The sequence below is a fragment of the Pseudomonas sp. KCJK9111 genome (assembly GCF_046231935.1).
Classification (GTDB): Bacteria; Pseudomonadota; Gammaproteobacteria; order Pseudomonadales; family Pseudomonadaceae; genus Aquipseudomonas; species Aquipseudomonas parafulva_B.
Window position 1 is genome coordinate 1 of the sequence record NZ_JBJJMO010000009.1, and the last position, 24,805, is coordinate 24,805.

Below are 24,805 nucleotides of genomic sequence, written 5' to 3' on the forward strand. Positions count from 1 at the left end.
CAGCGACCCTTTTATCTGTCAAGCGTGAATCAAGTCACAACCTGATAGCAAGGCACATAAGCCGCCCCACCCGGCAACTTCATCCGATGCTGGTCAACGAATGCCTGCAGCAAACGCCCCAGCGGATCCAACACAGCGCTGTCACCGCGAATTTGGTAGGGCCCGTGCTCTTCAATCAGGCGAATGCCCTTGTCCTTGACGTTACCCGCCACAATCCCGGAAAACGCTCGGCGCAAATTGGCCGCCAGTTCGTGAGGTGGCAACTCGCGACGCAGATCCAGGTCAGCCATGGCCTGGTGAGTGGGGTCGAAGGGTCGCTGGAAGCTCTCTTCGATCCGCAGCAACCAGTTGAAATGGAACGCATCGTTGCGCTCGCGACGGAACTGTTTGACCTGCTTGAGCCCTTCGACCATGTGGCGCGCCACTTCAGCCGGGTCGTCAATGATGATCTCGTACAACCGATGCGCTGCCTCGCCGAGCGTTGCGCCGACGAAGGCATGCAATTGCTGCAGGTAGGGCTCTGCACTGCGTGGGCCCGTCAGCACGACCGGGAAGGGCACATCCTGGTTATCCGGATGCATCAGGATACCCAGCAGGTACAGGAATTCTTCTGCCGTGCCTGCACCGCCCGGGAAGATAATGATGCCGTGACCGACCCGCACGAACGCCTCCAGGCGCTTCTCGATATCCGGCAGGATCACCAGTTCGTTGACGATCGGGTTGGGCGCCTCGGCGGCAATGATGCCCGGCTCCGTCAGGCCCAGGTAGCGACTGCCCTGCATGCGCTGTTTGGCATGGGCAATGGTGGCACCTTTCATAGGGCCTTTCATGACGCCAGGGCCGCAACCGGTGCACACGTCCAGCTTACGCAGGCCCAGCTCATGGCCCACCTTCTTGGTGTACTGGTATTCCTCGGTGCTGATCGAGTGACCGCCCCAGCACACCACCATCTTCGGCTCGACGCCAGGACGCAGGGTGCGGGCGTTGCGCAGCAGGTGGAACACGTAATCGGTGATGCCCTGGGAGCTTTCCAGATCGATGCGCTGGCTGGCCAGCTCGCTTTCGGTATACACGATATCGCGCAAGGCGCTGAAGAGCATCTCCCGGGTGCTGGCGATCATTTCACCATCGACGAAGGCATCTGCCGGGGCGTTCAGCAGCTCCAGGCGAACGCCTCGGTCCTGCTGATGGATGCGCACTTCGAAATCCTGGTAGGCCTCGAGGATGGTCTTGGCATTGTCGACATGGGCGCCGGTGTTGAGGATGGCCAGGGCGCACTGGCGGAACAGGGTGTAAAGAGTGCCGGAGCCGGCTTCGCTCAGTTGCTGTACTTCACGTTGGGACAGCGTTTCTAGGCTGCCTTTGGGGCTGACGGATGCATTGATGACATGGCGTTGGGGCATCTAAGTCTTTCCTGTGCGGGTAAAACATCCTTCTTTGACCACACCATACCGAGAAATGGAAGCGGCAACGAGAGGCATGCAAAAAAAGCCCGGTACTTCATGGCGGCCCCAGCGGCGCGCATTGCGAAACAATCACCCCAGCAGCCGCTGCACGGCCAGGGTAATGGCCAAGCCGCCCCCAAACAGCCACAGGTTGAGGATTGCCCCCGTTGCCAGCACGCGAGGCCCGGCGTGGCGTATCTGTTCGAAGCGGGTTTCCATGCCCAATGCCGTCATGGCCATGGTCAACGCAAAGGTGTCCAGGCCGTTGATGGCTTCGCGTAGGCTCAAAGGGAGAACCTCCAGCGAATTGACCGCTACCAGTGCCAGGAACCCGAACGCAAACCACGGCACCGTGAGCCGACCCTTGCCTGACGCCAAGCCGGATTTTGGGGTACGGCTGATCCACAAACCAACCAGTAACAAGACAGGCACCAGCAGCATCACACGCGTCATTTTCACGATGGTTGCCACATGGCTGGCATCAGGGCCAAGGGTACTGGCGGCGCCGACTACTTGAGCCACTTCATGGAGGGTGCCGCCCAGCCAAAGCCCAGCGGTCTGGGCATCCAGGTGCAGCCAGCCAGCCTGAATCAGAAAGGGATAGAAAAACATCGACGCCGTGCCGAACAGCACCACGCTGCCCACGGCCACTGCACTTTTATGCGGCGCGCTGCGCAGTGCCGATTCAAAGGCCAAAACGGCCGCAGCCCCGCAGATGGCGCTGCCCGCAGCTGTAAGCAGAGCAGTCTCGCGGTCAAGCCCGAGCAGTTTCATGCCGCACCACAGGCCTATCGCCAATGTGCTGCTGATCACCAGCAGCGAGATCACCAGGCCAGGCCAGCCAACGTGTGCAATTTCCTGCAAGCTGATCCGCAGGCCGAACAAGGCGACGGCAACCCGAAGCAGGGCCCGGGCGCAGAAGTGTATGCCCTGTGCATAGCAGGCCGGCAGGCGATCTTTCAGCACATTGCCGACGAACGTCCCGGCCACGATGCCGAGAATCAACGGGCTGAGGCCAAGCTGGACGAAGAGGGGTAGGGCAGCCGCTTGGCTGATGCCAAGCGCGAGAACGGTAACGAAAAGTACACCCTTGAGCGTTGCGCAGCGGTGCGCGGCAGGTGCGTCAGATGGCGTATAAGGGGCAGGTGTCATGGAATTCTCCAGCAACTGGAATCAATGAGCACCACGGTATGTTGGTTATAAGCTTATGAAAAATCGTAATTAGGGATGAAAAATATCCATTTAGCTGATAGTTTTCCGGGATGACTCCAGAGCAGCTTATAACTTTCGCCGTCGTGGCCGAGCACGGCAACATCAGCCATGCTGCAATGGCCCTGCATCTGTCTCAGCCGGCGGTGTCTGGCCAACTTAAACTCCTGCAGGAGGCGTTTGGCGAGCCTCTTTATCACCGGGCAGGGCGCGGGGTGCGCCTGACAGCAGCAGGTGAACAGCTACTGGCGTATGCGACCCGCCTGCGCGATACGTTCGATCAGGCGCGGTCACTTCGCGAAGCAATGCGCGGCCTTCAGCGCGGCACATTGCGGATCGGTGCCAGCACTACGCCTGCAAGCTACGTGCTGCCGTACCTGATCGCCCAGTTCAAGGCACGCTACCCGGAGGTGGTGATCACCACCATTCAGGGCAACACTGCCGAAATCGTCGCCGCCTTGGGTGACGTGGATTTGGCGTTGATCGAAGGGCCGCCGGGGCGAGACCTGCCCGTGGGCACTGGCGTGACCGAGTGGCTGGAGGACGAAATCGTCGCCATCGTCCCGATTGCACACCCCTTGGCTTGCGCCGGACCTCGCGCCTTGAAGGACGTGGCCGACTTCCCAATAGTGCTGCGTGAGCAGGGCTCGGGCGTGCGTCAAGTCGTCGAGCAAGCGTTTGCCAACAGTCAACTACAGATGCGGATTGGCCTGGAGATCGCCGGCGTGGAGGGGGTGAAGGAAGCAGTACGCGCCGGTATGGGCGTAGGTTTTGTGTCTGCCATGTCGATTCGTCACGAAGGGATGGTTTTGCGCAAGGTCCAGGTGGGGCCGCATTCACTGGTTCGCCGGTTTTCGATAGTCCTGCCCCACGCAGGCTCACCCTCTCGAGCGGCTGCCCGCTTTCACGATCTTTGTGTGGCCTTCTCCGGGGCTTTGGCTTAGCGACGCGGCGAGTTGCACAGACAGTGAGGTTGCACTACCGACCGCGGAAGAGTGATCGCACAGCGGCAGGCGCACTAGCACCTCGACAAGTTACCAATGGTAAGTTACCTTTCGTAAATTAGTCGGCGCTGCCGTTGCGCCCTCATAGTTGCACGCGAGGTTACATTCATGCACAGCCTTATCGTGGTATCCCATCCCGACTCGCAATCGCTGACTCACGCCCTGGCCAAGGCCATAGGGCAGGGCATCACCCTCACCGATACCCATCACAGCGTCGAGTTCGCGGACCTGAACGCCGAGGGCTTCGACCCGCGATTCACGCTTGCTGACCATCAGCACTTTCTCAAGCAAGCGCCTGCCCCTGCAGATGTCGCCGCAGAACAGGCCCGTCTGGACCGGGCCCAGGCGCTGGTTCTGGTCTACCCGGTCTATTGGTGGTCATTTCCCGCACTGCTCAAAGGCTGGATCGACCGCGTATTCGCCCAGGGCTGGGCTTACCTTGATACGCCCGAGGGCAAGGTGGTCAAGCAACTGCAACACCTGTCCGTGCATCTGGTGGGGGTCGGTGGCGCAGATAACGGCACGTATGCGCGCCATGGCTATGCCTCGGCCATGAGTACCCAGATCGACCACGGCATCTTCGACTACTGCGGCGCGCAGGTTGGCAGTTCAACCTTGCTGCTGCCTTCGGATGGCGGCCACGCAGAAACGCATCTGCGCGCCGCGCACGACATAGGCATGCGCATTTTCGCTTCCCACGGGTGAAAGGCGATGTGACAATCTGGTCCATGACCTCCAGTACTCAAACCTCAGCGCGCCGCCGCCTGACCCGCGAAGCACGCGCACGCCAGTTGCTCGAAGCAGCAAGGTCGCTGATTACCGAAGAAGGCACCGATGCGCTAACACTCGGCCGTTTGGCCGAGGTGGCGGGTGTTACCAAGCCTGTGGTCTACGATCACTTCGGCAGCAGAAACGGTCTACTAGCGGCGCTGTATCAGGATTACGACGTACGACAGACCGAACTGTTCGACCTTGCCATCTCGGACGCTGCGCCGAATTTGCAGGCCAAGGCCCAGGCGTTTGCAGAGGCTTACGTGCGCTGCGTCATGAGCCAGGGTCGCGAGATTCAGGGCGTGCTGGATGCTCTGAGCGGATCCCCGGAGCTCGCCGCTGTCAAGCGTGCGTATCAGAAAGTGCTCATCGGCAAGTGCGTGGGCATTTTCGCACGCTTTGCTGCGTCTGGCGTTTTGTCGAACGCTACGCTGTGGGCAATGCTCGGTGCTGCCGATGCCTTGGCCGAGGCCGCGTTGGCCGGTGAAATCACCCAGGAACTGGCGGTTGAGGAGCTGAGGCTGACCCTGCTCGCTGGGGTGGAGCGAAGCCACGCAATCACTCACCGGTGAACAGGGGCAGCGGCCAGGCCGCCACGCGGCACGCGTGCTGTCAGGGCCGCCGCTACCTCATCAGAAGTCGTCTTTCGGGCTCTTCTTGAAGGTCCAGTCGGTATGCTTGCGGGCTTGGAGGAAGCTGTTGCAATTGGCCGTAAAGGTATTGCGACTGGCCTCTTTGGACAAATCCGCCAGAATTTTCTCCTGCATCTGCGGGGTGCAGTTCTCAGCGGTCGGCTCGGGCACCGTTTCTTCACTGCAGCCTGCGAGCAAGGCTGCCAAGCCCATTGCCGTGACCAGCTTTGCCAATTTGATGTCCATATCGCGATCTTTCTCCTGGTGCGCTGAAAGGGCAGGTGATTGTTGAACCGGGCAGCATGATACGGACACGGGCCTTGCAACGCCACCTGCAGAAAGTCACGCGCCTACGTTGAATACGTGCTTCAAATAGGCCACGAAATTTTCATCCCGGCACTGCGTCTTGCCTGGGCTGTCCGAAATCTTGGCCACCGGCGCACCGTTGCAGGCCGTCATCTTGATCACCATGTTCATCGGCTCGACCCCCGGGATGTCGCAGGTCAGGCGGGTCCCGATGCCAAAGCTCACGTTGATGCGCTCGTGCAGGGCGCGGTACAGCCCAAGCGCCTTCGGCATGTCCAGGCCGTCTGAGAAGATCAGCGTCTTGCTCTTTGGGTCGATACCCAGCCGCTCATAGTGCGCGATGGCTTTCTCTGCCCAGGCCAGCGGGTCGCCCGAGTCATGGCGCAGGCCATCGAAGAGCTTGGCGAAATAGAGGTCGAAGTCCCCAAGGAAGGCATCCATGGTGATGCAGTCGGTCAGCGCGATACCGAGCAGGCCGCGATACTCGCGCACCCAGCACTCCAAGGCTGCAGCCTGGCTGTCCACCAGGCGAGGACCCAGCTGCTGGTGGGCCATGAACCATTCGTGGGCCATGGTACCAATTGGCCGTAGCTCGTATTCCCGGGCCAGGTGCACGTTGCTGGTGCCGACGAAGCGGCCTGGGAAATCGCGCTTGAGGATGTGCACCACCTCTTCCTGCACCCGGTAGGAGAAGCGCCGACGAGTGCCGAAATCCGCCAGCTGAAAGCCTGCCAATTCGTCACTGCTGGCCTGGGCCTTGAGCCAGTCGAGGTTGCGGTACAACTGTTCGCGTACCTGTTCGATCACCACCTCCCGGTAGCGGTAACGGTTGCGCACTTCGCTGATGATCGCCAGCAACGGGATTTCGTACAGGATGACGTGCAACCAGGGGCCGCGTACGCGTATCGCAAGCTGGCCGGCGTCGTCCAGGCCAACATGCACGTAGCGCAAGTTGAAGCGGAACAGGCTAAGAAAGCGAATGAAGTCAGGCTTGATGAAGGGAATCTTCTCAAGGTAAGCAAGCTGATCCTGGGTGACGGTGACTTCGGCGAGTTGCTCGACCTGGTAGCGGATTTCTGCGAGATACGGGGCCAGATCCTCACCGTTGCGACAGCGAAACTCCCATTCCACCTCGGCATTGGGGTAGTTGTGCAGCACCGCCTGCATCATGGTGATCTTGTAGAAGTCGGTGTCCAGCAGGTTCTGAACGATACGGGGGCCAAATACGCTGTCACTCATGCTGCTTGCTCCTTGATCAGGGCCAGTTGATGGTCGAGGGCCGACTCGTCGCCGCACAGCTTCACACCGTCGGCAGCCAGGGCGCCGCAGGCCTCTATCGCGCCGGCCTGGCTCAGGGCGCGGCAGGCCGGTAGGTACAGCAGCACCTCGAACCCGGCCTGGCGCAATTGTCGGGCAGTGGTGCGCACGCAGTAGTCCAGTGCGAGCCCGCCAACGATCACAGCACCCACCTGATGCACCTTGAGGTATTCGATGACGCCGGTGGAGCGGCGCTCGGCCAAGTCGTGGTAGCAGGCACCATAGGGATGCAGGTCGGGCTCCACGCCTTTCCACACGAAAAAGTCGTACTCGATGGGGGCAGGCAGGCCTGGCAGCAGCTCGAAACCGGGGGTACCAGGGACGCAATGGCTGACCCAGGTGAGGTCCGCGTTGGCCAGGGTCAGCGGCTGCAGCATCTGCGTGGCTTGGGCCACTACCCACGCGGCATTGGCGGGATGCGCATCCTTGCTGCCCAGTCGCAGGTCGGCCCGTTGTGCCATGGCGTTGAGGTCTGGTGCGATTTCATGACCCTCGGGGACCGGGAGTTCCTGGGGTGCATGGCACGTGAAGCCTATTTGTGCGTCGACATCGAAGCTGGCGATTTTCATGGAGGTTCTCCTCGCTGGAATGGCTACATAATCCACCTGGTGTTCTATATGTGTCAAGCATCCATTATTTAGACGTTAAGGCCGATTTACTTATTCGCTCTGGTGAACTATAAAAGGCTTCGGTCAAGGAGTTACGAGTGAGTACAGCTGAAGTCCTGGCAAGCGTCGACATCGTCGCGCTGCGCCTGCCGCCCGGCAGCGAGCACCTGCAGGTGCTTTTGCATCGCCGTGAGCGAGAACCGCACCATGGTCAATGGGCACTGCCTGGGGTGATCATCAATGGGCGCACGCCTGATACCAGCCTCCAGAGCGCTGCCCAGCGCGCCTTGAGCGAAAAAGCGCGCGTCCAGCCACACTATCTGGAGCAGGTCGGCACTGAAGGCAATGCCTTTCGGGATCCGCGGGGTTGGTCATTGAGCACCTGCTATTTGGCGCTGTTGCCCGCCCGCCAGGAAGTCGAGGGTGAGCAATTGGCCTTTTTCGACCTCGCCGACGTGGTAGATCGCAGGGTGCTGCTGCCATTCGATCACAACCTGTTGGCGCGCCGAGCCTGTGAGCGGCTCGCGGCCAAGTCTGTCTACAGCAGTTTGCCGTTGTACCTGCTCGACACCCGGTTCACCGTGCTCGACGCGCTGGGGGCCATGCAGGCCTGCCTTGGCCAGCCTGTAAATGCAACGTCGCTGCGCAAGCGCCTGGAGCGTTTGCGCGTGCTCGGCTGGGTCAGGGACACAGGCGAAAAGAATCAGCCACCCATGGGGCGTCCGCAGCAACTGTACCAATACACGGCTCAAGGGCAGGGGCCATTCATGTTCGACCGTAGCCTGCTGCCGGAGGACAGTTAAGCGTCCCCTCTGGCAGATTGACTGCGCGGGGCGGTCAGCGCTGACATTGAACGACTGATCAATCTCAGTGGAACGAACCGCGAATCAATGCCTCTTATCCAGAGATGGCTGGCCTGTGCCGCGGATTCCACTGACATGAGATCGCTTCAAACCCCTCTAATCGACGACGCCTCCACACCGCTGAGCTTCCTGCTCAATGGCGGTGAGATTGGCCGTCTGCTTCAAACGATGAGCTGGGAGAATTCGCCACTTGGGACGCCGCATGGCTGGTCCCCGCACCTTCAGGCCGCCATGGCCACATTGCTGCCAGCGCAGACCCAGGTCGTGTTGTTCTGGGGCCCGGACTATGTCGCGCTGTACAACGATGCCTATGCGCCCACTATTGGTCATAAGCACCCGCAAGCCCTTGGGCGCCCAGCGCGCGAGCACTGGGCCGAACTATGGGACGACCTCGAACCGTTGCTGCGCGGTGTGCGTGAAACAGGACAGACGTTTTCGGCCAAGGACCGTCCCTTCTACATTGAGCGCCGAGGGCACGGTGAGACGGTGTATTTCGACGTGTCGTATTCCGCCGTGCGCGAGGCTGATGCAAGCGTCGGCGGGGTCTTGTGCCTGGTCACCGAGACCACGGACCGGGTGCGTTTCCACCAGCGCCAGGCGTTTCTCCTGGAATTGAGCCGTACATTGCCTGGGCTGGGTGATGCCGCACGTATCGAGTCGTATGCTGTTCAGCGCCTGGCCCAGGAGTTGGGCGCAGCCAGGGTCTGCTTCGGTGAAGACAAAGGCGACGGTGTCGGTTTCAAAGTCAGCCATGATTGGTCCGATGGCGTGGCGTCCTTGGTGGGCACCCATTCGTACCTGACGTTCGGCGCCGACCTGTATGAGCAATTGAGCGATGGCAGGACCGTTCAGCACAGGTACGAACAGCCCGAACCTTGTCTGGCGGGCATAAGCACCACCTTGCATGCCCCTGTGCTACGTGGTGGGCGACTCGAAGCAGTGTTAGGCGTTCATTTCAGCGATGCGCGAGGGTGCTTCGAGGAGGACTGCCAGCTTGTGGAGGAGACCGCCAAGCAAGTGTGGGCTGCAATCCTCCATGCCCGTGCCGAGCGGGCGCTGCACTTGCTGAACCAAAGCCTTGAGGAGCGGGTTGCCATGGCGCTGGCCCAGCGCGAATCAGTCATGATGCAACTGCACGAAGCCCACAAGATGGAGATGATCGGGCAATTGACCGGCGGTATCGCCCACGACCTCAACAACATGCTCACGCCGATCATCGGGTCGTTCGAGCTGTTGCGCCGGCATCCCCATGCCGAGCGTGCGCCCCGGCTGATCGACGGGGGCCTGCAAGCAGCAGAACGGGCGCGCAATCTGGTCGCTCGCCTGCTCAGCTTCGCACGCCGTCAGACACTCAAACCGCAACCGGTGTCCTTGGCAGCCCTGGTCGAGGACATGCGCGAGTTGATGGCGCGTTCGCTCGGACCCACCATTGCCGTGCATGTGAACATCGACCCGTCGTTGCCCTGCGTCGTGGTGGATCCTCACCAACTGGAGCTGGCCCTGCTGAATCTGGCGGTCAATGCTCGGGATGCTATCGGCGGCGCCGGCCAGCTGCAGATCATTGCCGGTGACGACACCCACTGCCTGACACCCCCCGAGGACCTTGCGGGCAAACGCCTGGTATGGATTCAGGTCAGAGACAATGGTTGCGGTATGGACGATGAACAGCTCAGGCGGTGCATCGAACCCTTCTTTTCTACCAAGGAGGTGGGCAAGGGGACGGGCCTGGGCTTGCCCATGGTCCAGGGCTTGGCGGTTCAATCCGGCGGTGGGTTCGAGATTCAGTCCACGCCAGGGCAAGGCACCCAGGCGACATTGTGGCTGCCGGCCAGCGATGCATTGCCCACCCATCGCGATGCCGAGGCTTGCGACGGACCTGTGGCCGAGCGTCCAAGCCGGGTGTTGTTGGTGGACGATGAAGAGATCGTGCGTCACGCAACGGCCTTGCAATTGCGCGACCTGGGCTATGAGGTGACCGAAGCGCCAAGTGCCGTGGCCGCTTTGCGCTTGGTGGAAAAGGGGTGGCTGCCTGATGTGTTGGTGACCGACCACGTCATGCCGGAGATGACCGGCGTACGCTTTGCCCAGCAGATGCGCCAGCATCACAGCGAGCTGCCGGTGCTGATCATCACGGGCTATGCCAATTTGACGCCGCGCCAGCTAAGCGGTTTCGAAGTGCTGCGCAAGCCTTATCGACGCGCCGAACTCGCCCAGAGCGTGGCGCGCCTGCTGGCCGGAACAACCCTCAACCGAGGCTGAAACGCAAGCTTTAGCCTGGTTGCACGCTGCACGTCCTATCCGTTTCGGACAAGGCCGTCGGTGCCTGTTGCGGCAGGTACAGGGTGAAGGTCGTGCCCTTGCCCTCGACACTGCTGACCTTGATATCCCCCCCGGACTGCTTGGCGAACCCGAATACCTGGGACAACCCCAGCCCAGTGCCTTGCCCGGCGGGTTTGGTGGTGAAAAAAGGGTCGAATATCCGCTCGAACAGCTCCGTGCTGATGCCAACCCCCGTGTCGGTTACGCAAATCGCGGCATACGCGCACGGATCGGGAACCTCATCGCGGCTGACCGGCAGGTGCTGGTGGGCTTGGAGGCGCACGCGCACGGTGCCCACACCGGCCATGGCATCGCGGGCATTGAGCATCAGGTTGATAACCGCCGTTTCCAGTTGGCTGATGTCGGCGCGCACGTGACACGGCGAAGCAGGCAAGTCCAGCTCGACATCAATGCTCGCGCCTGCTGCGGTATCGAACAGGTCGGCCATGGCTGCCAGCCGCGCCGCTGCGTCGAACACCTGCGGATTCAAGGCCTGGCGCCGTGCGAAGGCCAACAGTTGGCCGGTCAACTTGGAGCCGCGCTCGACCGTCTCGACCATGGTGCGTAGATAGCGCATGCGCCGATCATCGTCCAGGCCCGGACGCTGCAAGAAATGCAGCGAGGCATGGATGATGGTCAATATGTTGTTGAAATCGTGCGCCACACCCCCAGTAAGCTGGCCGATGGCCTCAAGCTTCTGGGCCTGACGCAGTTCCGCTTCGGTGTGCAGCAGTTGCGTGGTGCGGGTCTGCACATGTTGCTCCAGGCTGGAGTTGAGCGCCTCGAGCGCGAGCAAGGCGGCCTGCGTTTCGCCCGTGGATTGCGCATGCTGGATATGCGCCCAACTGCGTTCGGTCACGTCACCGAGCAACACCCGCTCGTATTCGGTCCACGCGTGCGCTGACGCGCTGTTGACCGCCATCAAAGCGGTGAGCCTTGCGCCTTTTATCAGCGGTACGCAGCACGTGGCATTGATCCCAAGGGCTGCAAATACAGCCGCCTCGGCTTCGGGAAGTGCCTGCCTGCAATCATCGAGCGCCAATGTCAGACCGCTGCGCAGTCGTTCGTTCACCTGCTTGCCGAAAGCTCCCAGGCGATGCTCTCCGATCAACGAGGGGCTCGCGTCGGTCACCGCTTCGCCACAGACGGTGAAGGTGTCATCGTCAGCTTGCATGACCGCATAGATACAGCTTGATAGCCCCAGGTGCTCAGCGAGCAGGCGCGTGGTCGTTGCCAGAATCTCCTCAGGGTCTACCGCTTGTGCCACTGCCCGGCCGAGGGTGTCCAGAAACGCCAGGCGTTGGTTACCCAGCACGGTGGCCGTGGTTTCGGTGACGGTATCGAGCATTCCAAGCACATTGCCATGCAGGTCACGAATTGGGCTGTAGCAGAACGTGAAATAGGCACGCTCCGGCCCGTTGTTACGGTCGATGACCAAGGGGAAGTTCTGGATGTAGACCGCTTCGCCCTGGAGGGCCCTGTCGGCCATGCAGCGGATATCGTCCCATGCTTCCTGCCAGACCTCTGCAAACGGTACCCCCAGCGCCACCGGCTTGCGCCCCAGAATCGGGAGAAAGGCATCGTTGTGGAAAGTGAGCAGATCGGGCCCCCACAGCACAGCCTGTGGAAAATGCGAGCCCAGGCACAACGCCAAGGTGGTCTTGAGGGTATCGGGCCAGTTTTCCAGCGGACCCAACGAGGTGCACGTCCAGTCATGCCCAAGAATGCGGTCGGCCATCACGCCGCCGCCTGCTAGCCACTTCGCCATCTGCTCTGCCGGTCATTGAAACAGGGTGCTCTAGGGTGCACCCTGAAGGCACGATTGGCGAGCGTTTTATGGCGCTTGGCCAGTCAGCGAATGAAGTGCACCTTGCCCACGTCATCGTTGCCGGTGTAAATCCCGTAGACACCGGCCTGACGCTCGAGAATGTAACGCTCGAGAATCTGCCGGATGGCGGGGTAGTAGATGTCGTCCCACGGGATCTGCTCTGGTTCGAAAAACCGATAGGTCAGGGTTTCCGGTCCATACTGGCCCGTTTCCTCGGTGACGAAGGCGCGGAAGATGATGTAGACCTCGCTGATCTTCGGCACGCTGAAAATGGAGTAGGGGCAGACGATCTCCGCCCGTACGCCGCTTTCCTCCCACACTTCGCGCAGCGCCGCCTGTTCGGTGGTCTCGCCGGCTTCCATGAAGCCTGCCGGCAGCGTCCAGGTGCCGGGGCGAGGGGGGATGGCGCGTTGGCACAGCAGGTATTTGCCGTCGCGCTCAATGATGCAACCGGCAATGATCTTCGGATTGATGTAATGAATGTAGCCGCAGCTGGCGCAGTGCAGCCGTTCATGGGTGTCCCCCGCAGGTGTGCCCTGGGCCAGCGTCGTGGTGCAATGAGGGCAGTAGCGGGGAGCACTGGGCATGATCAGCGACCTATGCGAGGTTCCTTGAGGGCCAGGGGAGCGACGATCTCGCGAACCTTGGCGTTGTCGTCTTGTTTCTGGCGCAGATAGTCCAGTGCAACCTTGGCGGCGGCACGCACGTGATCGACCGAGGCCTGGTGAGCTACCAGCGGGTCGCCGCTTTTGATGGCCTCGACCATTTTTTCCATTTCCAGGTTGCTGGCACCACGGCGGTTGGCCTGGGATACCGATGTGGCACGCAGGTAGCTGATGCGCGCCTGCAACTGACGAAGCTGCTGCGCCGCGACCTGGTTGCCCGAACCCTCGAGCAGCACGTCATAGAACCCTTGCACCGACTCGAGCACCTGCTGCAGCTCACCTTCTTCCAACGCCTCACGGTTGACGTCCAGGGCTCGTTCCAGCGCGCGGATGTCCTTGGCCTTGGCATTGAGCGTGAACAGCTGCACGATCAGGCCTTCCAGCACGCAGCGCAACTCATAGATGTCGCGTGCATCTTCAAGGGTGATGATCGCAACACGCGGGCCTTTGGCGTCGGCGAACTCCACCAGGCCTTCGGACTCCAGGTGGCGCAGGGCTTCACGCACGGACGTGCGGCTGACGCCAAGGCGGTCGCACAGATCGCGCTCCACCAGGCGGTCGCCTGGGAGCAGGTGGAAGTTCATGATCGCGCCGCGCAGTTTATCGAGCACGATTTCGCGCAGGGTAACGGGGTTGCGATTGACCTTGAAGCTGTCGTCCAGTGGCTGGCGTTTCATCGAGTGCGCTCTGAATGAGGCTGCCCGGCCACGACCGTAACGGGGCACCACGACCCTGGGTGCTCCTTGCGTGGGTACGAACAGCCCGGTGTTAACGGGTGGACTCCGCGTCGGCCTCGGCGAATGCTTCCCGGGCCAGGCGGAAACTGTCCACCGCCGCCGGGACGCCGCAATAAATGCCGACCTGGAGCAGAATCTCGCGTACTTGCTCGCGGCTCAGGCCGTTGCGCAAGGCGCCGCGGATGTGCAGCTTGAGCTCGTGCGGCCGGTTGAGTGCCGAAATCATGGCCAAGTTTATCATGCTGCGCTCTTTGAGCGACAAGCCTTCGCGGCCCCAGACATGGCCCCAGCAGTACTCGGTCACCAGCTCCTGCAGAGGCTGGGTGAATGCGTCGGCATTCTGGATCGACCGGTTTACATAGTCTTCGCCCAGTACCTGAGTGCGAATCTGCAGACCTTTTTCGTACTTTTCATTGCTCATGTACGCTACTCCGGAATAAAACAGGGGCGCTAGGCAGAGTGAGAAGCCAGCGCGCCCCTGAAAAAGTCGCGCCTCAGCCCAGTGGGGGCAGGGCGCCCAGCTTACCCTTGTGGTACACCATGGGCGTCATCGGGTCGGCGGGCAACACCAGGTTTTTAACGGCGCCCACAATGATTGCATGGTCGCCGCCGTCGTACTCTCGCCACAGCTCGCATTCGATGATCGCCGTGGCGTTGTCCAGCAGCGGGTTGCCCAAGGCGCTCAGGTGCCACTGTACGCCTTTGGCCTTGTCCTTGCCTTTGCCCGCGAAGGCGTAGGCTTCGGCCGTCTGGCCTGCCGACAGCAGGTGAATGGCGAACTGCTTGCTGTCGCGCAGGATCGGGTAGGTGTCGGAGGCGTAGTTGGGGCAGAACAGCACCAGCGCCGGGTCGATCGACAGCGCGCTGAACGCACTGGCAGTGATGCCGACGATGCCACCCTCGGCGTCCAGGGTGGTGACGACCGTCACCCCGGACGGGAAGGAGCCCATCACGTCTTTGTAGATGCCAGGTTCGATCATCGGTGTTACCTCTTAGCGCATCACGAAGGGGTCGGGCATGGGGGCGGTGGACAGGTTGATCCACACGGTTTTCAGCTCGGTGTAGGCCAGCACGGAGTCGATGCCGCTTTCGCGTCCGTAGCCGCTGTTCTTGAAGCCGCCGATGGGCGCCATGGCAGATACGGCGCGGTAGGTGTTGACCCAGATGATCCCCGAGCGCACGTCGCGCGCCAGGCGGTGGGCACGACCCAAATCGCGGGTCCAGATACCGGCGGCCAGGCCGAACTGTGAATCGTTGGCAATGGCCAGCGCCTCTTGCTCGGTCTTGAAGCGAATGACGGCCGCCACCGGTCCAAACACCTCTTCCTGCATGATGCTCATCGAGTTGCTGTCGCATTCGAACAGCGTTGGCTCGTAGAACCAGCCCTCACCGTCGACCTGGGCCCGTTTACCGCCCAGGTGCAGCTTGGCGCCTTCGGCCTTGGCCGCGGCGACCAGTTGTTCGACCACGGCCAACTGCTGTGCAGTGGCCATCGGGCCCATCTCGCTGGCATCGTCCTGGGGGTTGCCAATGCGAATGCGCTGGGCACGCTCGATCAGGCGCTTGACGAACTCGTCGAAGATTTCATCCTGCACCAGCAGGCGCGACCCGGCCACGCAGCTTTGTCCGGACGCCGCATAGATCCCCGCCACGGCACCGTTGATGGCGCTGTCGAGGTCGGCGTCTGCAAAAATGATGTTCGGCGACTTGCCGCCGAGCTCCAGCGACAGCTTGGCGAAGTTCTCGGCGCTGCTGCGCACCACATGGCGAGCGGTGGCCGCACCGCCTGTGAAGGCGATCTTGCGCACCAGCGGGTGACGGGTAAGCGCCGCGCCGGTGCTCGGGCCGTAGCCGGTGACCACGTTGACAACACCAGCCGGAAACCCTGCTTCCAACGCCAGGCGGGCCAGCTCCAGAATGGTCGCCGAGGCATGCTCGGAGGGCTTGAGCACGATGGTATTGCCAGCGGCCAGGGCCGGCGCCAGTTTGATCGCCGTCAGGTACAGCGGGCTGTTCCACGGGATGATCCCGGCGACCACACCGATAGGCTCGTGCACGGTGTAGGCGAACAGATCCGGCTTGTCCAAGGGCAGCGTGCCGCCTTCGAGCTTATCGGCCAGGCCTGCGGTGTAATGGAAGAACTCTGGCAGGTAACCCACCTGACCGCGGGTTTCGCGGATCAGCTTGCCGTTGTCACGGCTTTCCAGCTGGGCCAGGTGTTCCTTGTTCTCGGCGATCAGGTCCCCGAGACGGCGCAACAGCTTGCCACGGGCTGTGGCGGTGATGCCCCGCCAAGCCTGGCTTTCGAATGCCCGCTGCGCGGCTTGTACCGCCAGTTCCACGTCGGCTTCGCCTGCGTCCGGCAGCTGCGCCCAGGGCTGTGCGGTGGCCGGGTTCAGGCTGTCGAAGGTCTTGGCGCTCTGCGCATCGCACCATTGGCCGTCGATGCACATCTGAAAACGAACGAGGGTCATGCCACAATCCCCTTGGCTGATTCGGTCAGGCTGCGGGCTTTGGCGAGAAAGTCCAGCAGCATCTTGTTCACTTCGCGCGGTGCCTCCACCGGCATCATATGCCGCTGCTCGGCCAGCACCACACTGTGCGCACCCGGGATACGGGCGGCGAGCTGGCGGGCCATGGCCGGAGTAGAGCCGGTATCGAGCTCACCCGTGGCGATCAGCGTCGGCACCTGGATGCTGCCCAGGTCACCTGCGCGGTACATGTCCTGGGTGGCAAACAACGAATAGGTGGTGTGATAACCCTGTGGGTCGTTGCTGGCCAGCACTTGACGGATGGCAGCCACCTGGGCGGGGTTCGCCGCCTTGTACTCGCGGCTGAACCAGCGGTCCAGTGCCGCCTCGACATTGGCGTCCGGGCCCAGCTCTGCTGCCTGAGCGGCACGGGCAATAACCCCGGCGCTCTGTTCAGGGCTGCGGTTGAAGACGCTGTTGAGCACCACCAGGGCAGCGATGCGCTGGGGGTAGTGCAGGGCGAAGGCACGTGCGACCAGGCCGCCCATGGAGAAACCGATGACGATGGCTTGGCTCAGTTGCAGGTGATCGAGTACCTCGGCCAACTGGGCGGCATAGCCTTCGAGGCCGACGTCGGCCGGGGGCAAGGCACTCTGGCCGTGGCCGAGCATGTCATAGGCGATGACGCGGTAGTCGTTGGCCAGGCCAACGATCTGACCGCCCCACATTTCCTTGTTCAGGCCCACGCCGTGAATGAGTACCACGGGTTGACCCTGACCGACGGACAGGTAACTGGTACCGGCGGGGGTGCGTTCAGCGACGGGCTGAATCATGAAGGGCGCTCCTTTGAGGTCGGGCGTGGCGAAGTGATCGCCACACCCAGGCCCGGCTTGATTGTTGTTATTGAGCGTTGGCCTTCTCGGCCGCCAGTTCTTCCAGGTCGATGTAGCGGTTGCCAATGCGTGGGTGCAGGCGGCCGCCATCGGCAGCGCCAAGGACCACCACGATTTCATCGGCGCGAGGTGCGTCCTCGATCTGCATTTCCAGGGTGATGTAGTGCGAACGCAGGCCTTCGTCATCTTTTTGCATCATCGGAATCTGGATCGACGTGCCAGGGCCACCGCGCTTGTTGGTAAAGCTCAGGTAGCTTTTGGCCTGCACGGCTTCGCGGTAGTGGTTGCCGAAGCGCAGGGTATGGATGACGGCCGATGCGTGTTCGATTTCACCGTCAGCGCCCACCACTGCCGCCTTGCCGTAGGCCTCGATCTTGTCGGCACCACCGATGGCGGCGGTCAGTCGCTCGACCATCAGCGCGCCGAGTTCCGAGCAATGCGCGCGGATTTCGGGCTTGAGGTCGTCGACGAAGCCACGGCCAGCCCAAGGGTTCTTGATGACCACCGCCAGGCCCACCATGGTGACCGGCGTGTCAGTGGCTTTGCCACCTTCGATACGGGTCTCTTCGGAGTAGGTGACGATCTTGCGAATTTCAAAACTCATGGGGGGCTCCTGTACGGTGTGATCAGATCTTGTTGTCTGATGGTATACCATAATATTTGTTCTGCAAGCATTGCGTGGCGTTTTCTCATCCCACCGTGACGAAAGGTGAGCTGATGTGCAGGTCCGCAGCGCATCTGTATCGAGCGCGCGGGGGCAGTACCTGTATTTGGGCTGAAAAAAACCCGCTCGCGCATGGCCAGACGACCCGCGCGAGCGGGCATGCCCCGCAAAGAATCAGGTAAAGGGAATTCAGGTGAATGCCGGGATCACTTCCTTGATGAACAGCTCCAGCGATTTTTTCTTCTCGGCGTGGGGCAAGCTGTTGTCACACCAGAAGCTGAATTCATCGACGCCCAGTTCCTGGTAGTACTTGATGCGCGCGATGATTTCTTCCGGAGTGCCAATCATGGTGTTCTTGCGGATGTTCTCCAGCTCGAATGCAGGCACTTCCGCGAACTTCGCTTCAGGGCTGGGCTCCAGGAAACCATTGACCGGCGTGGTCTTGTTGCCGAACCAGGCGTCGAACGTGCGGTAGAAACGCGAGATGGCGCTGGCGCCCACCTTCCAGCCGTCCGGCTCTTGCGGGCTGTGTACGTGGGTGTGGCGCAATACCATCAATTGTGGGCGCGGCACGTCGGGGTTGTTGTCCAAGGCGGCCTGGAACTTGTTGCGAAGGTCCAGCACTTCCTCGTCGCCCTTCATCAGCGGCGTCACCATCACGTTGCAGCCATTGGCCACCGCAAAGTTATGCGAGTCAGGGTCACGGGCCGCGATCCACATGGGTGGAGTGGCATTGAACGGCTTGGGAACACTGGTGGAGGTCGGGAACTTGTACACCTCGCCTTCATGGGCGTAGTCACCCTCCCACAGCTTGCGTACCACAGGCACCATCTCGCGCAGCGCCTTGCCGCCATCGGTGGCTGGCATGCCATTGGCCATGCGATCGAATTCGAATTGATAGGCGCCACGGGCCAGACCCACCTCCATGCGCCCGTTGCTGATCACATCGAGCAAAGCGCATTCGCCGGCGACGCGGATCGGGTTCCAGAACGGGGCGATGATGGTGCCAGCGCCCAGGCGGATCTTCTCGGTACGCGCCGCCAGATAAGCCAGCAATGGCATGGGGCTTGGCGAAATGGTGTATTCCATGGCGTGATGTTCGCCGATCCACACGGTGCTGAAACCGCCGTCTTCGGCCATCAAGGTCAGTTCGGTGAGGTCTTCGAACAACTGGCGGTGGCTGACCTGTTCATCCCAACGTTCCATGTGCACGAACAACGAAAATTTCATGGGGCATTCCTCGGACTGGGTAGTGTCACCCGGCGTACAGCCGGGTATCGCAGCGGACAGCGCAATGCTTTGCGCCAAGTGCGTTCAGGGGGGGCAGAGGTCAGGCGAGTGCAGGCAGGCTGGCCATCTTCCCGCGGCAGTACACCATCGGCAGCGGCGCTTGCTCCGGCACGATCAGGTTGTGCACCTTGCCCACCATGATTGCGTGATCGCCCCCTTCGTATTCGCGCCACAGCTCGCATTCGATCACGGCGGTAGCACCGGCGAGAATGGGGTTGCCCAGCGCGCTCAACGACCACTCGATGCCGGCGGCCTTGTCCTTGCCCTTCTTGGCGAAGGCGTAGGCCTCGGCCTGCTGATTGCCGGATAACAGATGAATGGCGAAGCGTTTGTGCTTGATCAGCACCGGGTAGGAGTCGGACGTGTAGTTGGGGCAGAACAGCACCAGGGGAGGGTCCATCGACAGGGATGAGAAGGCGCTGGCGGTCAAGCCAACGACCGAGCCGTCGTCGTCCAGGGTGGTGATGACGGTAACGCCGGAGGGGAAGGAACCCAGGACGTTCTTGTAGACGGTTGCGTCGATCATCTGATGTACCTCTTAAAGCTGCGGTGGGCCGCGTTTTTTATCGTTGATGTGTCTGATGGTATACCGTAATACCTTTTTTGCAAGCACATTTTTCGACTTGGCCAACACCGCGATGAATGGTCCAAAGCCGCGCAGTTCAAGGCCTATAGGCCTAAGTTGACGGATTGCGGTAGCCGCTAAATCGGATCAGCTGACATTTGAAATGCGGATCAGTATTGTCAAAACCTTGGAATACCATAATATGGTCTTCAGCTGAGAGGCCGCCTAGATGCGGTTTCCTTACAACGATAAAAACGACCTTTCGAGCTAAAAACCATGTCCCAACCGTCGTCGCAACATCAGTTTGTCGAGAATCACACGGTCGATTACGTTCCACCTGCCGAGCGCCATGGGAAGGCGCGCGATCTGTTTACCCTCTGGTTCAGCACCAACATTGCGCCACTGCCCATCGTCACCGGCGCCATGGTGATCCAGGTGTTCCACCTGAACCTGTTGTGGGGGTTGATCGCCATCGTCATGGGGCACTTGCTGGGAGGCGTGGTGATTGCCTTGGCTTCTGCACAGGGGCCGCAGCTGGGCATCCCGCAGATGGTGCAGAGCCGGGGCCAGTTCGGGCGCTACGGCGCGCTGCTGATCGTTTTCTTCACCGCGCTGATCTACGTGGGCTTCTTCATTTCCAACATCGTGCTGGCAGGCAAGACGATCCACGGCATCGCACCCACGGTCCCCATGCCCGGCGCGATCGTGATCGGCGCCTTGAGCGCCACTGCCATCGGCGTCGTGGGCTACCGTTTCATCCACATTCTGAACCGCATCGGCACCTGGGTGATGGGCTCGGCGTTGCTGGCTGGGTTCATCATGATGTTCATGCAGGTACTGCCGGGCGACTTCTTCAGCCGTGGTGCCTTCAACCTGTCCGGGTTCATCGCCACCGTGTCGCTGGGCACGATCTGGCAGATCAGCTTCTCGCCGTACACCTCCGACTATTCGCGCTACTTGCCGCGTGAGGTGGGGATCGCGCGTCCATTCTGGGCGACCTATTTCGGCGCCACCCTGGGCACCATCCTGTGCTTCAGCTTCGGGGCAGTGGCCGTGCTGTGCGTACCCGAAGGCACCGATGCCATGGATGCCGTCAAACAGGCCACCGGCTGGCTCGGGCCGATCCTGATGGTGCTGTTCCTGCTCAACATCATCAGCCATAACGCCCTGAACCTGTACGGCGCCGTGCTTTCGATCGTGACAGCAATCCAGACGTTCTTCGCCCAGTGGACGCCGAGCATCAAGGTGCGTGTGGTGCTGGCCAGCGTCATCCTCGTGGCCTGCGCACTGGTGGCGCTCAATGCATCGGCCGACTTCATCAGCCAGTTCATCGGTCTGATCCTGGCGCTTCTGCTGGTGCTGGTACCCTGGGCATCGATCAACCTGGTCGACTTCTACTTGATCAAGAAAGGCCAGTACGACATCGCCTCGATCTTCAGCGCCGACGGCGGCATCTATGGCCGCTTCAACCACCACGCGATCATTGCCTATGCCTGCGGCATCCTGGTGCAATTGCCATTCGCCAACACGGCGCTGTATGTCGGCCCGTACTCGAACATCGTCGAAGGGGCCGATCTGTCGTGGCTGTTCGGTTTGTTGGTAACGGTGCCGCTGTACTACTGCCTGGCAACCCGTGGCAAGGCAGCGCAGAACGTGGGGCGGGTGGTCAGCGTCAGCAAGTGAGCCTGCGGCCTCACGTTGAGGGGCCGCTGGTCGGCCCCTCTCACAGGATCACACCTTGAATTGCGCAACCATGGCATTGAGGTCTACCGCCAGGCGTGACAGATCCTGCGCTGCTGCGCTGGTCTGGTTGGCCCCGGCCGAGGTCTGCATTGACAGATCACGGATGTTGACCAGGTTGCGATCCACTTCTCGGGCCACCTGAGCCTGCTCCTCCGAGGCGCTTGCGATCACCAGGTTACGCTGGTTGATCGAGGCGATGGCTTCGGCGATGACCTCAAGCGCGCGCCCTGCACCTTGGGCCACCTCCAACGTACCGGCCGCCCGACCCTGACTGCTGGACATCGCCGTCACGGCGCGTTCGGTGCCGTTCTGGATGCCCGCGATCATCTGTTCGATTTCCGCAGTCGATTGTTGAGTGCGGTGGGCGAGGGCGCGCACTTCGTCGGCCACCACCGCGAACCCTCGGCCCGCTTCACCTGCCCGCGCCGCTTCAATGGCGGCGTTGAGTGCCAGGAGATTGGTCTGCCCTGCGATAGCGCCGATCACGTCCAGCACCCGGGTAATTTCATTGGCGCTGTTGGCCAGCTGCTGCACCTGCGCCGAAGTGCCGGTAACTTCGGCTACCAACTGCTCGATGGATTGCAATGCCTGGTTGACCTGGTCACGGCCGTCGCGGGTCGTGCGGTCTGCGCCTTTGGAAGCATCGGCCGTGCTCACGGCATTGCTGGCAACTTCTTCCACGGCGACGGTCATCTGGTTGACGGCCGTGGCAGCCTGGTCGATTTCGGCGCTTTGCTGGTGCAGGCCACGGCTGGTGTCTTCGGTCACGGTGTGCAGCTCTTCGGACGCCGACGCCAGTTGGTCCGACGAGGCCGCAATGCGGGCAATGGTCTGGCGCAGGTTGGCTTGCATGCGGGCCAGGGCCTGCAGCAGCAAGGCGGGCTCGTCGCGGCCCTCAGCCTGGATGGGCTGGGTCAGGTCACCGGCCGCCACGCGCTCTGCGGCGGTAACGGCTTGGGCTAGCGGCACGATGATGCTGCGTGTGAGCAGGTAGGCGATCATCACCAGTGCCAGCAGGATCACAACCAGTGCCGTGATAATGGCCACCAATGCCTCATCGGCCACGTCGCTGCTCAGTTGGGAGGCAGCTTCTGCGCCTTTGGCGTTGAAGGCGATGAGCGTGGACATGGCTTGCATCATCGTTTCGGCGCGTGCCGTCAGCGGGCCGTTGATCAGCTGGCGAGCACTGTCCATGCGCCCGGCCGAAAGCTCGGCCAGGACCGTTTCCTGGAGCTCGTGGTAATGCTGGTAGGCGCTGCGAGCGGTCTCGAACAGCGCGCGGTCTTCGTTGGACACGATGGTGGCCACATAGGCCTCGAAGCCTTCATCCAATTCGCGTTCGATATTCTGGATCGTACTCAGGTAGCGGGTGCGCTCGCTGGCATTTTCTTCCAATGCACCGCGCAGGGTGAGGGCGCGAGTACGGCCCAGGTTGCTGTTGATTGCACTGAGCGACATGACGGTGGGCATCCAGGTCAGGCGGATTTCATCCGTGGACTCATCCATCTGCTGTGTTTCATACAGGGCGACCAGTCCCATGGTCAGGATCAGCATGCCCAACAAGGCAAACACGCAGGCTGCGCGAATGCCGATCTTCATGTTCCTGAAATGCATCGAAAGCTCCTAGGGATGGCGTGCAGGGGGCGAGGCGCGTTGGCGCAAGCCCTTCGAGACGGCGCCAGGCTCTGGAGATGCTAAGGGGCGGGAGGGAGAGTGCGGTGGACTTGAATGCGCGGATGATGACATAAAGCCATTATTGTAGGACAGTCATGCAATGTAACGAGATGAGAGTGCCGGTGCCCCTGCACTGAGTTCTTGAAGCGGCCTCTCACCGTCCACTTTGCTGGCGCCGATACGCCCCCGGCTGTACGCCTACGGCCTTGGCGAAGGCACGCGTGAACGCCGCTACCGATTGATACCCCGCCTGAGCACCTACCTGTTCGACCGTATGGCCGGCGCGCAGCAACTGGCTAGCATGGCGCATGCGCAGTGCCAACAGCACTTGGCCGGGTGACTGCCCGGCCAGCTCGCTGAAACGCTTGAAAAACGCCGACCGCGACAACCCCGTGCACGCCGCCATGCGTTCCAGCGTCCAGATGGCCCCAGGCGCCTTGATCAACTGTTCGAGCAAGTCCGCAAACACCGGCTGGCGGGCAAGGGCGATCAGCCCACCCAGCGGCTGAGCGCCATGCACCTGTTGGCGCAGGGCATACAGGAACAACAGGTGCGTCAGTCGCTCCAGCAAGACTTGAGAGGGCCCGTTGGCGCGCCGGCATTCTTCCAGAATCAGATCGAACAAGGCGCGTGCAGCGCTACCTGCGGGATCCTCGGCGCGCAGGATGATCAGATCGGACATTGCGTCGATGATCAGCGCCGAGAGGCCACTGCTGAAATGGAAGAACCCACAGACCAGGCCCACCCCATCGCTCGCCTCGGCATCAAAGGGCTGCATGGCCTGGCGCGGTTGGGCGCAGGCCTGCGCGGCATCGGCTTCGCTGGCAAGCCGATAGCTCACGTCACGCAGCAGGAACACGGCATCGCCGCGTTCCAGGCGCACCGGCTGCTCGAGGGTCTCTGCGTGCAGCCAACAGCCGCCTTGCACGACCAGGTGAAAACTGGCGTGGCCCATGCCGTGGGTGCTGGCGTGCCAGCCTCCACAGTAACGGCCGACATGAAACAGGCTGGCGTCTAGCTCGAGGCTTTCTAATAACCGCTCGACGAGATGGCTGGACGAAATCATCTAAGGCAAACACTCAGGAGCAAGTAAAAACGACTGATGAATATGGAGCGTATTTCTTATAACCAACAGACTGTACTGATACACGGCAAAGGAGAGTACCCCATGTCCTCGCGCATTACCCTACACGACCTGCAGACCGCACCAGAGGCGGCCAAGCCGTTCCTTGAAAACGCCCAGAAGAACTCGGGCTTCATCCCCAACCTGCTGCGTGTCCTGGCCAACGCCCCGGCCGCGCTGGAAACCTATGTCACCGTTTCGGCGTTGAATGGCAAGTCCGAGCTGACCTTGGCCGAGCGCGAAGTGGTTCAGTTGATCGCCGCCACCCAGCACGGTTGCGACTTCTGCGTGGCGGGCCACACGGCGGTGGCCCTGAACAAAGCCAAGCTGCCCCACGAAGTGGTCGACGCCCTGCGCGCGCGCGGCGAGCTTCCCGACGCGCGATACGAAACCCTGGCGGCGTTTGCCCGCGAAGTGATCGCTACCCGCGGCGATGTGAGCCCGGCCACTTACCAGGCTTTTCGCGACGCGGGCTTCACCGAGGGTAATGCGCTGGAAGTGATTCTGGGTGTCAGCCTCGCAACCCTGTGCAACTTTGCTAATGTGTTCGCCCAGACGCCGCTCAACGACGAGCTGGGTAAGTATCGCTGGCAACAGCCGTCTGCGTAAGACGCAGGCAACCCGCCGCTTTGGCGGTCGGTGCAGGAACGGCCAGTGGCCGTGAACGGGTCGCCAGGC

Annotated in this window: 24 protein-coding genes; 7 read left to right on the forward strand and 17 right to left on the reverse strand. The window is 61.6% G+C overall.

The features are described from left to right. Nucleotides 1-29: 29 nt before the first annotated feature. Together ppnN and ACK59L_RS05795 are read right to left on the reverse strand one after the other, a co-directional pair. Nucleotides 30-1,403, reverse strand: coding sequence for a nucleotide 5'-monophosphate nucleosidase PpnN (gene ppnN / locus ACK59L_RS05790; protein WP_058638370.1), 1,374 nt, complete (start codon nucleotides 1,401-1,403; stop codon nucleotides 30-32). A gap of 132 nt (nucleotides 1,404-1,535) precedes the next feature. Beyond that, complete coding sequence (locus ACK59L_RS05795) at nucleotides 1,536-2,597, reverse strand: YeiH family protein (RefSeq protein WP_409272377.1); 1,062 nt, start codon at nucleotides 2,595-2,597, stop codon at nucleotides 1,536-1,538. 110 nt (nucleotides 2,598-2,707) lie between these two features. On the opposite strand from ACK59L_RS05795, the gene ACK59L_RS05800 reads away from it, so the two are divergent. The 3 genes from ACK59L_RS05800 to ACK59L_RS05810 all read left to right on the forward strand — a co-directional run bounded on the left by ACK59L_RS05800 (nucleotide 2,708) and on the right by ACK59L_RS05810 (nucleotide 5,001). After that, nucleotides 2,708-3,598, forward strand: a complete 891-nt coding sequence (locus tag ACK59L_RS05800) for a LysR family transcriptional regulator (RefSeq protein ID WP_409272379.1) — start codon at nucleotides 2,708-2,710, stop codon at nucleotides 3,596-3,598. A 168-nt stretch (nucleotides 3,599-3,766) separates the two neighbouring features. Beyond that, nucleotides 3,767-4,363 carry an NAD(P)H-dependent oxidoreductase gene (locus ACK59L_RS05805; protein WP_409272381.1) on the forward strand — a complete coding sequence of 199 codons (597 nt, stop codon included), beginning with the start codon at nucleotides 3,767-3,769 and terminating at the stop codon, nucleotides 4,361-4,363. Between the two features lie 23 nt (nucleotides 4,364-4,386). Continuing rightward, nucleotides 4,387-5,001 carry a TetR/AcrR family transcriptional regulator gene (locus ACK59L_RS05810; protein ID WP_409272383.1) on the forward strand — a complete coding sequence of 205 codons (615 nt, stop codon included), beginning with the start codon at nucleotides 4,387-4,389 and terminating at the stop codon, nucleotides 4,999-5,001. A gap of 60 nt (nucleotides 5,002-5,061) precedes the next feature. Here ACK59L_RS05810 and trbK read toward each other — a convergent pair whose 3' ends face one another. The 3 genes from trbK to ACK59L_RS05825 form a co-directional block, all read right to left on the reverse strand. Continuing rightward, nucleotides 5,062-5,307, reverse strand: coding sequence for an entry exclusion lipoprotein TrbK (gene trbK, locus ACK59L_RS05815; RefSeq protein WP_409272385.1), 246 nt, complete (start codon nucleotides 5,305-5,307; stop codon nucleotides 5,062-5,064). Between the two features lie 96 nt (nucleotides 5,308-5,403). Then, on the reverse strand, nucleotides 5,404-6,606 hold the full coding sequence (pncB, locus tag ACK59L_RS05820; RefSeq protein WP_409272387.1) for a nicotinate phosphoribosyltransferase: 1,203 nt from the start codon (nucleotides 6,604-6,606) through the stop codon (nucleotides 5,404-5,406). Continuing rightward, nucleotides 6,603-7,253, reverse strand: a complete 651-nt coding sequence (locus ACK59L_RS05825; protein ID WP_409272389.1) for an isochorismatase family protein — start codon at nucleotides 7,251-7,253, stop codon at nucleotides 6,603-6,605. Before ACK59L_RS05825 ends, pncB begins: the two co-directional genes overlap by 4 nt. A 137-nt stretch (nucleotides 7,254-7,390) precedes the next feature. On the opposite strand from ACK59L_RS05825, the gene ACK59L_RS05830 reads away from it, so the two are divergent. Both ACK59L_RS05830 and ACK59L_RS05835 read left to right on the forward strand, forming a co-directional pair. Beyond that, on the forward strand, nucleotides 7,391-8,095 hold the full coding sequence (locus tag ACK59L_RS05830; RefSeq protein ID WP_409272391.1) for an NUDIX domain-containing protein: 705 nt from the start codon (nucleotides 7,391-7,393) through the stop codon (nucleotides 8,093-8,095). A 135-nt stretch (nucleotides 8,096-8,230) separates the two neighbouring features. Further along, nucleotides 8,231-10,414 (forward strand): response regulator, encoded by a 2,184-nt coding sequence (locus tag ACK59L_RS05835; RefSeq protein WP_409272393.1) that lies wholly within the window; start codon nucleotides 8,231-8,233, stop codon nucleotides 10,412-10,414. Between the two features lie 10 nt (nucleotides 10,415-10,424). On the opposite strand, the gene ACK59L_RS05840 is transcribed toward ACK59L_RS05835, so the two are convergent. The 10 genes from ACK59L_RS05840 to ACK59L_RS05885 form a co-directional block, all read right to left on the reverse strand. Next, complete coding sequence (locus ACK59L_RS05840; RefSeq protein WP_409272395.1) at nucleotides 10,425-12,242, reverse strand: ATP-binding protein; 1,818 nt, start codon at nucleotides 12,240-12,242, stop codon at nucleotides 10,425-10,427. 83 nt (nucleotides 12,243-12,325) lie between these two features. Then, nucleotides 12,326-12,889: an NUDIX hydrolase gene (locus ACK59L_RS05845; RefSeq protein ID WP_196135438.1), complete on the reverse strand. Its 564-nt coding sequence runs from the start codon at nucleotides 12,887-12,889 to the stop codon at nucleotides 12,326-12,328. A gap of 2 nt (nucleotides 12,890-12,891) precedes the next feature. After that, nucleotides 12,892-13,644: a GntR family transcriptional regulator gene (locus ACK59L_RS05850; RefSeq protein WP_058605900.1), complete on the reverse strand. Its 753-nt coding sequence runs from the start codon at nucleotides 13,642-13,644 to the stop codon at nucleotides 12,892-12,894. Nucleotides 13,645-13,735: 91 nt separating this feature from the next. Then, nucleotides 13,736-14,125, reverse strand: a complete 390-nt coding sequence (locus ACK59L_RS05855; protein WP_058638362.1) for a carboxymuconolactone decarboxylase family protein — start codon at nucleotides 14,123-14,125, stop codon at nucleotides 13,736-13,738. A 73-nt stretch (nucleotides 14,126-14,198) separates the two neighbouring features. Further along, nucleotides 14,199-14,684, reverse strand: coding sequence for a flavin reductase family protein (locus ACK59L_RS05860; RefSeq protein ID WP_058605899.1), 486 nt, complete (start codon nucleotides 14,682-14,684; stop codon nucleotides 14,199-14,201). A 12-nt stretch (nucleotides 14,685-14,696) separates the two neighbouring features. After that, nucleotides 14,697-16,178: an aldehyde dehydrogenase gene (locus ACK59L_RS05865; RefSeq protein WP_182140405.1), complete on the reverse strand. Its 1,482-nt coding sequence runs from the start codon at nucleotides 16,176-16,178 to the stop codon at nucleotides 14,697-14,699. Further along, the gene (locus ACK59L_RS05870; RefSeq protein WP_058638360.1) at nucleotides 16,175-17,008 is read right to left on the reverse strand and encodes an alpha/beta fold hydrolase; all 834 of its coding nucleotides are present in this window, start codon (nucleotides 17,006-17,008) and stop codon (nucleotides 16,175-16,177) included. Before ACK59L_RS05870 ends, ACK59L_RS05865 begins: the two co-directional genes overlap by 4 nt. Before the next feature lie 67 nt (nucleotides 17,009-17,075). Further along, the gene (locus ACK59L_RS05875) at nucleotides 17,076-17,672 is read right to left on the reverse strand and encodes an amino acid synthesis family protein (RefSeq protein WP_058605896.1); all 597 of its coding nucleotides are present in this window, start codon (nucleotides 17,670-17,672) and stop codon (nucleotides 17,076-17,078) included. A 249-nt stretch (nucleotides 17,673-17,921) separates the two neighbouring features. Further along, nucleotides 17,922-18,962: an LLM class flavin-dependent oxidoreductase gene (locus ACK59L_RS05880; protein ID WP_167338857.1), complete on the reverse strand. Its 1,041-nt coding sequence runs from the start codon at nucleotides 18,960-18,962 to the stop codon at nucleotides 17,922-17,924. A 100-nt stretch (nucleotides 18,963-19,062) separates the two neighbouring features. After that, nucleotides 19,063-19,548: a flavin reductase family protein gene (locus ACK59L_RS05885; protein WP_023535123.1), complete on the reverse strand. Its 486-nt coding sequence runs from the start codon at nucleotides 19,546-19,548 to the stop codon at nucleotides 19,063-19,065. A gap of 315 nt (nucleotides 19,549-19,863) precedes the next feature. Here ACK59L_RS05885 and ACK59L_RS05890 point away from each other — a divergent pair, with 315 nt between their 5' ends. Continuing rightward, the gene (locus ACK59L_RS05890; protein WP_182140408.1) at nucleotides 19,864-21,270 is read left to right on the forward strand and encodes a cytosine permease; all 1,407 of its coding nucleotides are present in this window, start codon (nucleotides 19,864-19,866) and stop codon (nucleotides 21,268-21,270) included. Nucleotides 21,271-21,318: 48 nt separating this feature from the next. Here ACK59L_RS05890 and ACK59L_RS05895 read toward each other — a convergent pair whose 3' ends face one another. Beyond that, nucleotides 21,319-22,944 (reverse strand): methyl-accepting chemotaxis protein, encoded by a 1,626-nt coding sequence (locus ACK59L_RS05895; RefSeq protein WP_409272400.1) that lies wholly within the window; start codon nucleotides 22,942-22,944, stop codon nucleotides 21,319-21,321. A gap of 214 nt (nucleotides 22,945-23,158) precedes the next feature. Then, nucleotides 23,159-24,070 (reverse strand): AraC family transcriptional regulator, encoded by a 912-nt coding sequence (locus tag ACK59L_RS05900; RefSeq protein WP_409272402.1) that lies wholly within the window; start codon nucleotides 24,068-24,070, stop codon nucleotides 23,159-23,161. A 102-nt stretch (nucleotides 24,071-24,172) separates the two neighbouring features. On the opposite strand from ACK59L_RS05900, the gene ACK59L_RS05905 reads away from it, so the two are divergent. Then, nucleotides 24,173-24,736, forward strand: a complete 564-nt coding sequence (locus tag ACK59L_RS05905) for a carboxymuconolactone decarboxylase family protein (protein ID WP_023535132.1) — start codon at nucleotides 24,173-24,175, stop codon at nucleotides 24,734-24,736. The last annotated feature ends 69 nt before the right edge of the window (nucleotides 24,737-24,805 follow it).

What these genes read in the sequence shown, in the direction of transcription:
- ACK59L_RS05885 (WP_023535123.1), bottom strand. Translation starts at nt 19,548, where the DNA reads ATGATCGACGCAACCGTCTACAAGAACGTCCTGGGTTCCTTCCCCTCC.
- ACK59L_RS05850 (WP_058605900.1), bottom strand. Translation starts at nt 13,644, where the DNA reads ATGAAACGCCAGCCACTGGACGACAGCTTCAAGGTCAATCGCAACCCC.
- ACK59L_RS05795 (WP_409272377.1), bottom strand. Translation starts at nt 2,597, where the DNA reads ATGACACCTGCCCCTTATACGCCATCTGACGCACCTGCCGCGCACCGC.
- ACK59L_RS05840 (WP_409272395.1), bottom strand. Translation starts at nt 12,242, where the DNA reads ATGGCGAAGTGGCTAGCAGGCGGCGGCGTGATGGCCGACCGCATTCTT.
- ppnN (WP_058638370.1), bottom strand. Translation starts at nt 1,403, where the DNA reads ATGCCCCAACGCCATGTCATCAATGCATCCGTCAGCCCCAAAGGCAGC.
- ACK59L_RS05845 (WP_196135438.1), bottom strand. Translation starts at nt 12,889, where the DNA reads ATGCCCAGTGCTCCCCGCTACTGCCCTCATTGCACCACGACGCTGGCC.
- ACK59L_RS05895 (WP_409272400.1), bottom strand. Translation starts at nt 22,944, where the DNA reads ATGCATTTCAGGAACATGAAGATCGGCATTCGCGCAGCCTGCGTGTTT.
- ACK59L_RS05810 (WP_409272383.1), top strand. Translation starts at nt 4,387, where the DNA reads ATGACCTCCAGTACTCAAACCTCAGCGCGCCGCCGCCTGACCCGCGAA.
- ACK59L_RS05855 (WP_058638362.1), bottom strand. Translation starts at nt 14,125, where the DNA reads ATGAGCAATGAAAAGTACGAAAAAGGTCTGCAGATTCGCACTCAGGTA.
- ACK59L_RS05825 (WP_409272389.1), bottom strand. Translation starts at nt 7,253, where the DNA reads ATGAAAATCGCCAGCTTCGATGTCGACGCACAAATAGGCTTCACGTGC.
- ACK59L_RS05890 (WP_182140408.1), top strand. Translation starts at nt 19,864, where the DNA reads ATGTCCCAACCGTCGTCGCAACATCAGTTTGTCGAGAATCACACGGTC.
- ACK59L_RS05805 (WP_409272381.1), top strand. Translation starts at nt 3,767, where the DNA reads ATGCACAGCCTTATCGTGGTATCCCATCCCGACTCGCAATCGCTGACT.
- ACK59L_RS05865 (WP_182140405.1), bottom strand. Translation starts at nt 16,178, where the DNA reads ATGACCCTCGTTCGTTTTCAGATGTGCATCGACGGCCAATGGTGCGAT.
- ACK59L_RS05835 (WP_409272393.1), top strand. Translation starts at nt 8,231, where the DNA reads ATGAGATCGCTTCAAACCCCTCTAATCGACGACGCCTCCACACCGCTG.
- ACK59L_RS05880 (WP_167338857.1), bottom strand. Translation starts at nt 18,962, where the DNA reads ATGAAATTTTCGTTGTTCGTGCACATGGAACGTTGGGATGAACAGGTC.
- ACK59L_RS05900 (WP_409272402.1), bottom strand. Translation starts at nt 24,070, where the DNA reads ATGATTTCGTCCAGCCATCTCGTCGAGCGGTTATTAGAAAGCCTCGAG.
- ACK59L_RS05905 (WP_023535132.1), top strand. Translation starts at nt 24,173, where the DNA reads ATGTCCTCGCGCATTACCCTACACGACCTGCAGACCGCACCAGAGGCG.
- ACK59L_RS05860 (WP_058605899.1), bottom strand. Translation starts at nt 14,684, where the DNA reads ATGATCGAACCTGGCATCTACAAAGACGTGATGGGCTCCTTCCCGTCC.
- ACK59L_RS05870 (WP_058638360.1), bottom strand. Translation starts at nt 17,008, where the DNA reads ATGATTCAGCCCGTCGCTGAACGCACCCCCGCCGGTACCAGTTACCTG.
- pncB (WP_409272387.1), bottom strand. Translation starts at nt 6,606, where the DNA reads ATGAGTGACAGCGTATTTGGCCCCCGTATCGTTCAGAACCTGCTGGAC.
- ACK59L_RS05875 (WP_058605896.1), bottom strand. Translation starts at nt 17,672, where the DNA reads ATGAGTTTTGAAATTCGCAAGATCGTCACCTACTCCGAAGAGACCCGT.
- trbK (WP_409272385.1), bottom strand. Translation starts at nt 5,307, where the DNA reads ATGGACATCAAATTGGCAAAGCTGGTCACGGCAATGGGCTTGGCAGCC.
- ACK59L_RS05800 (WP_409272379.1), top strand. Translation starts at nt 2,708, where the DNA reads ATGACTCCAGAGCAGCTTATAACTTTCGCCGTCGTGGCCGAGCACGGC.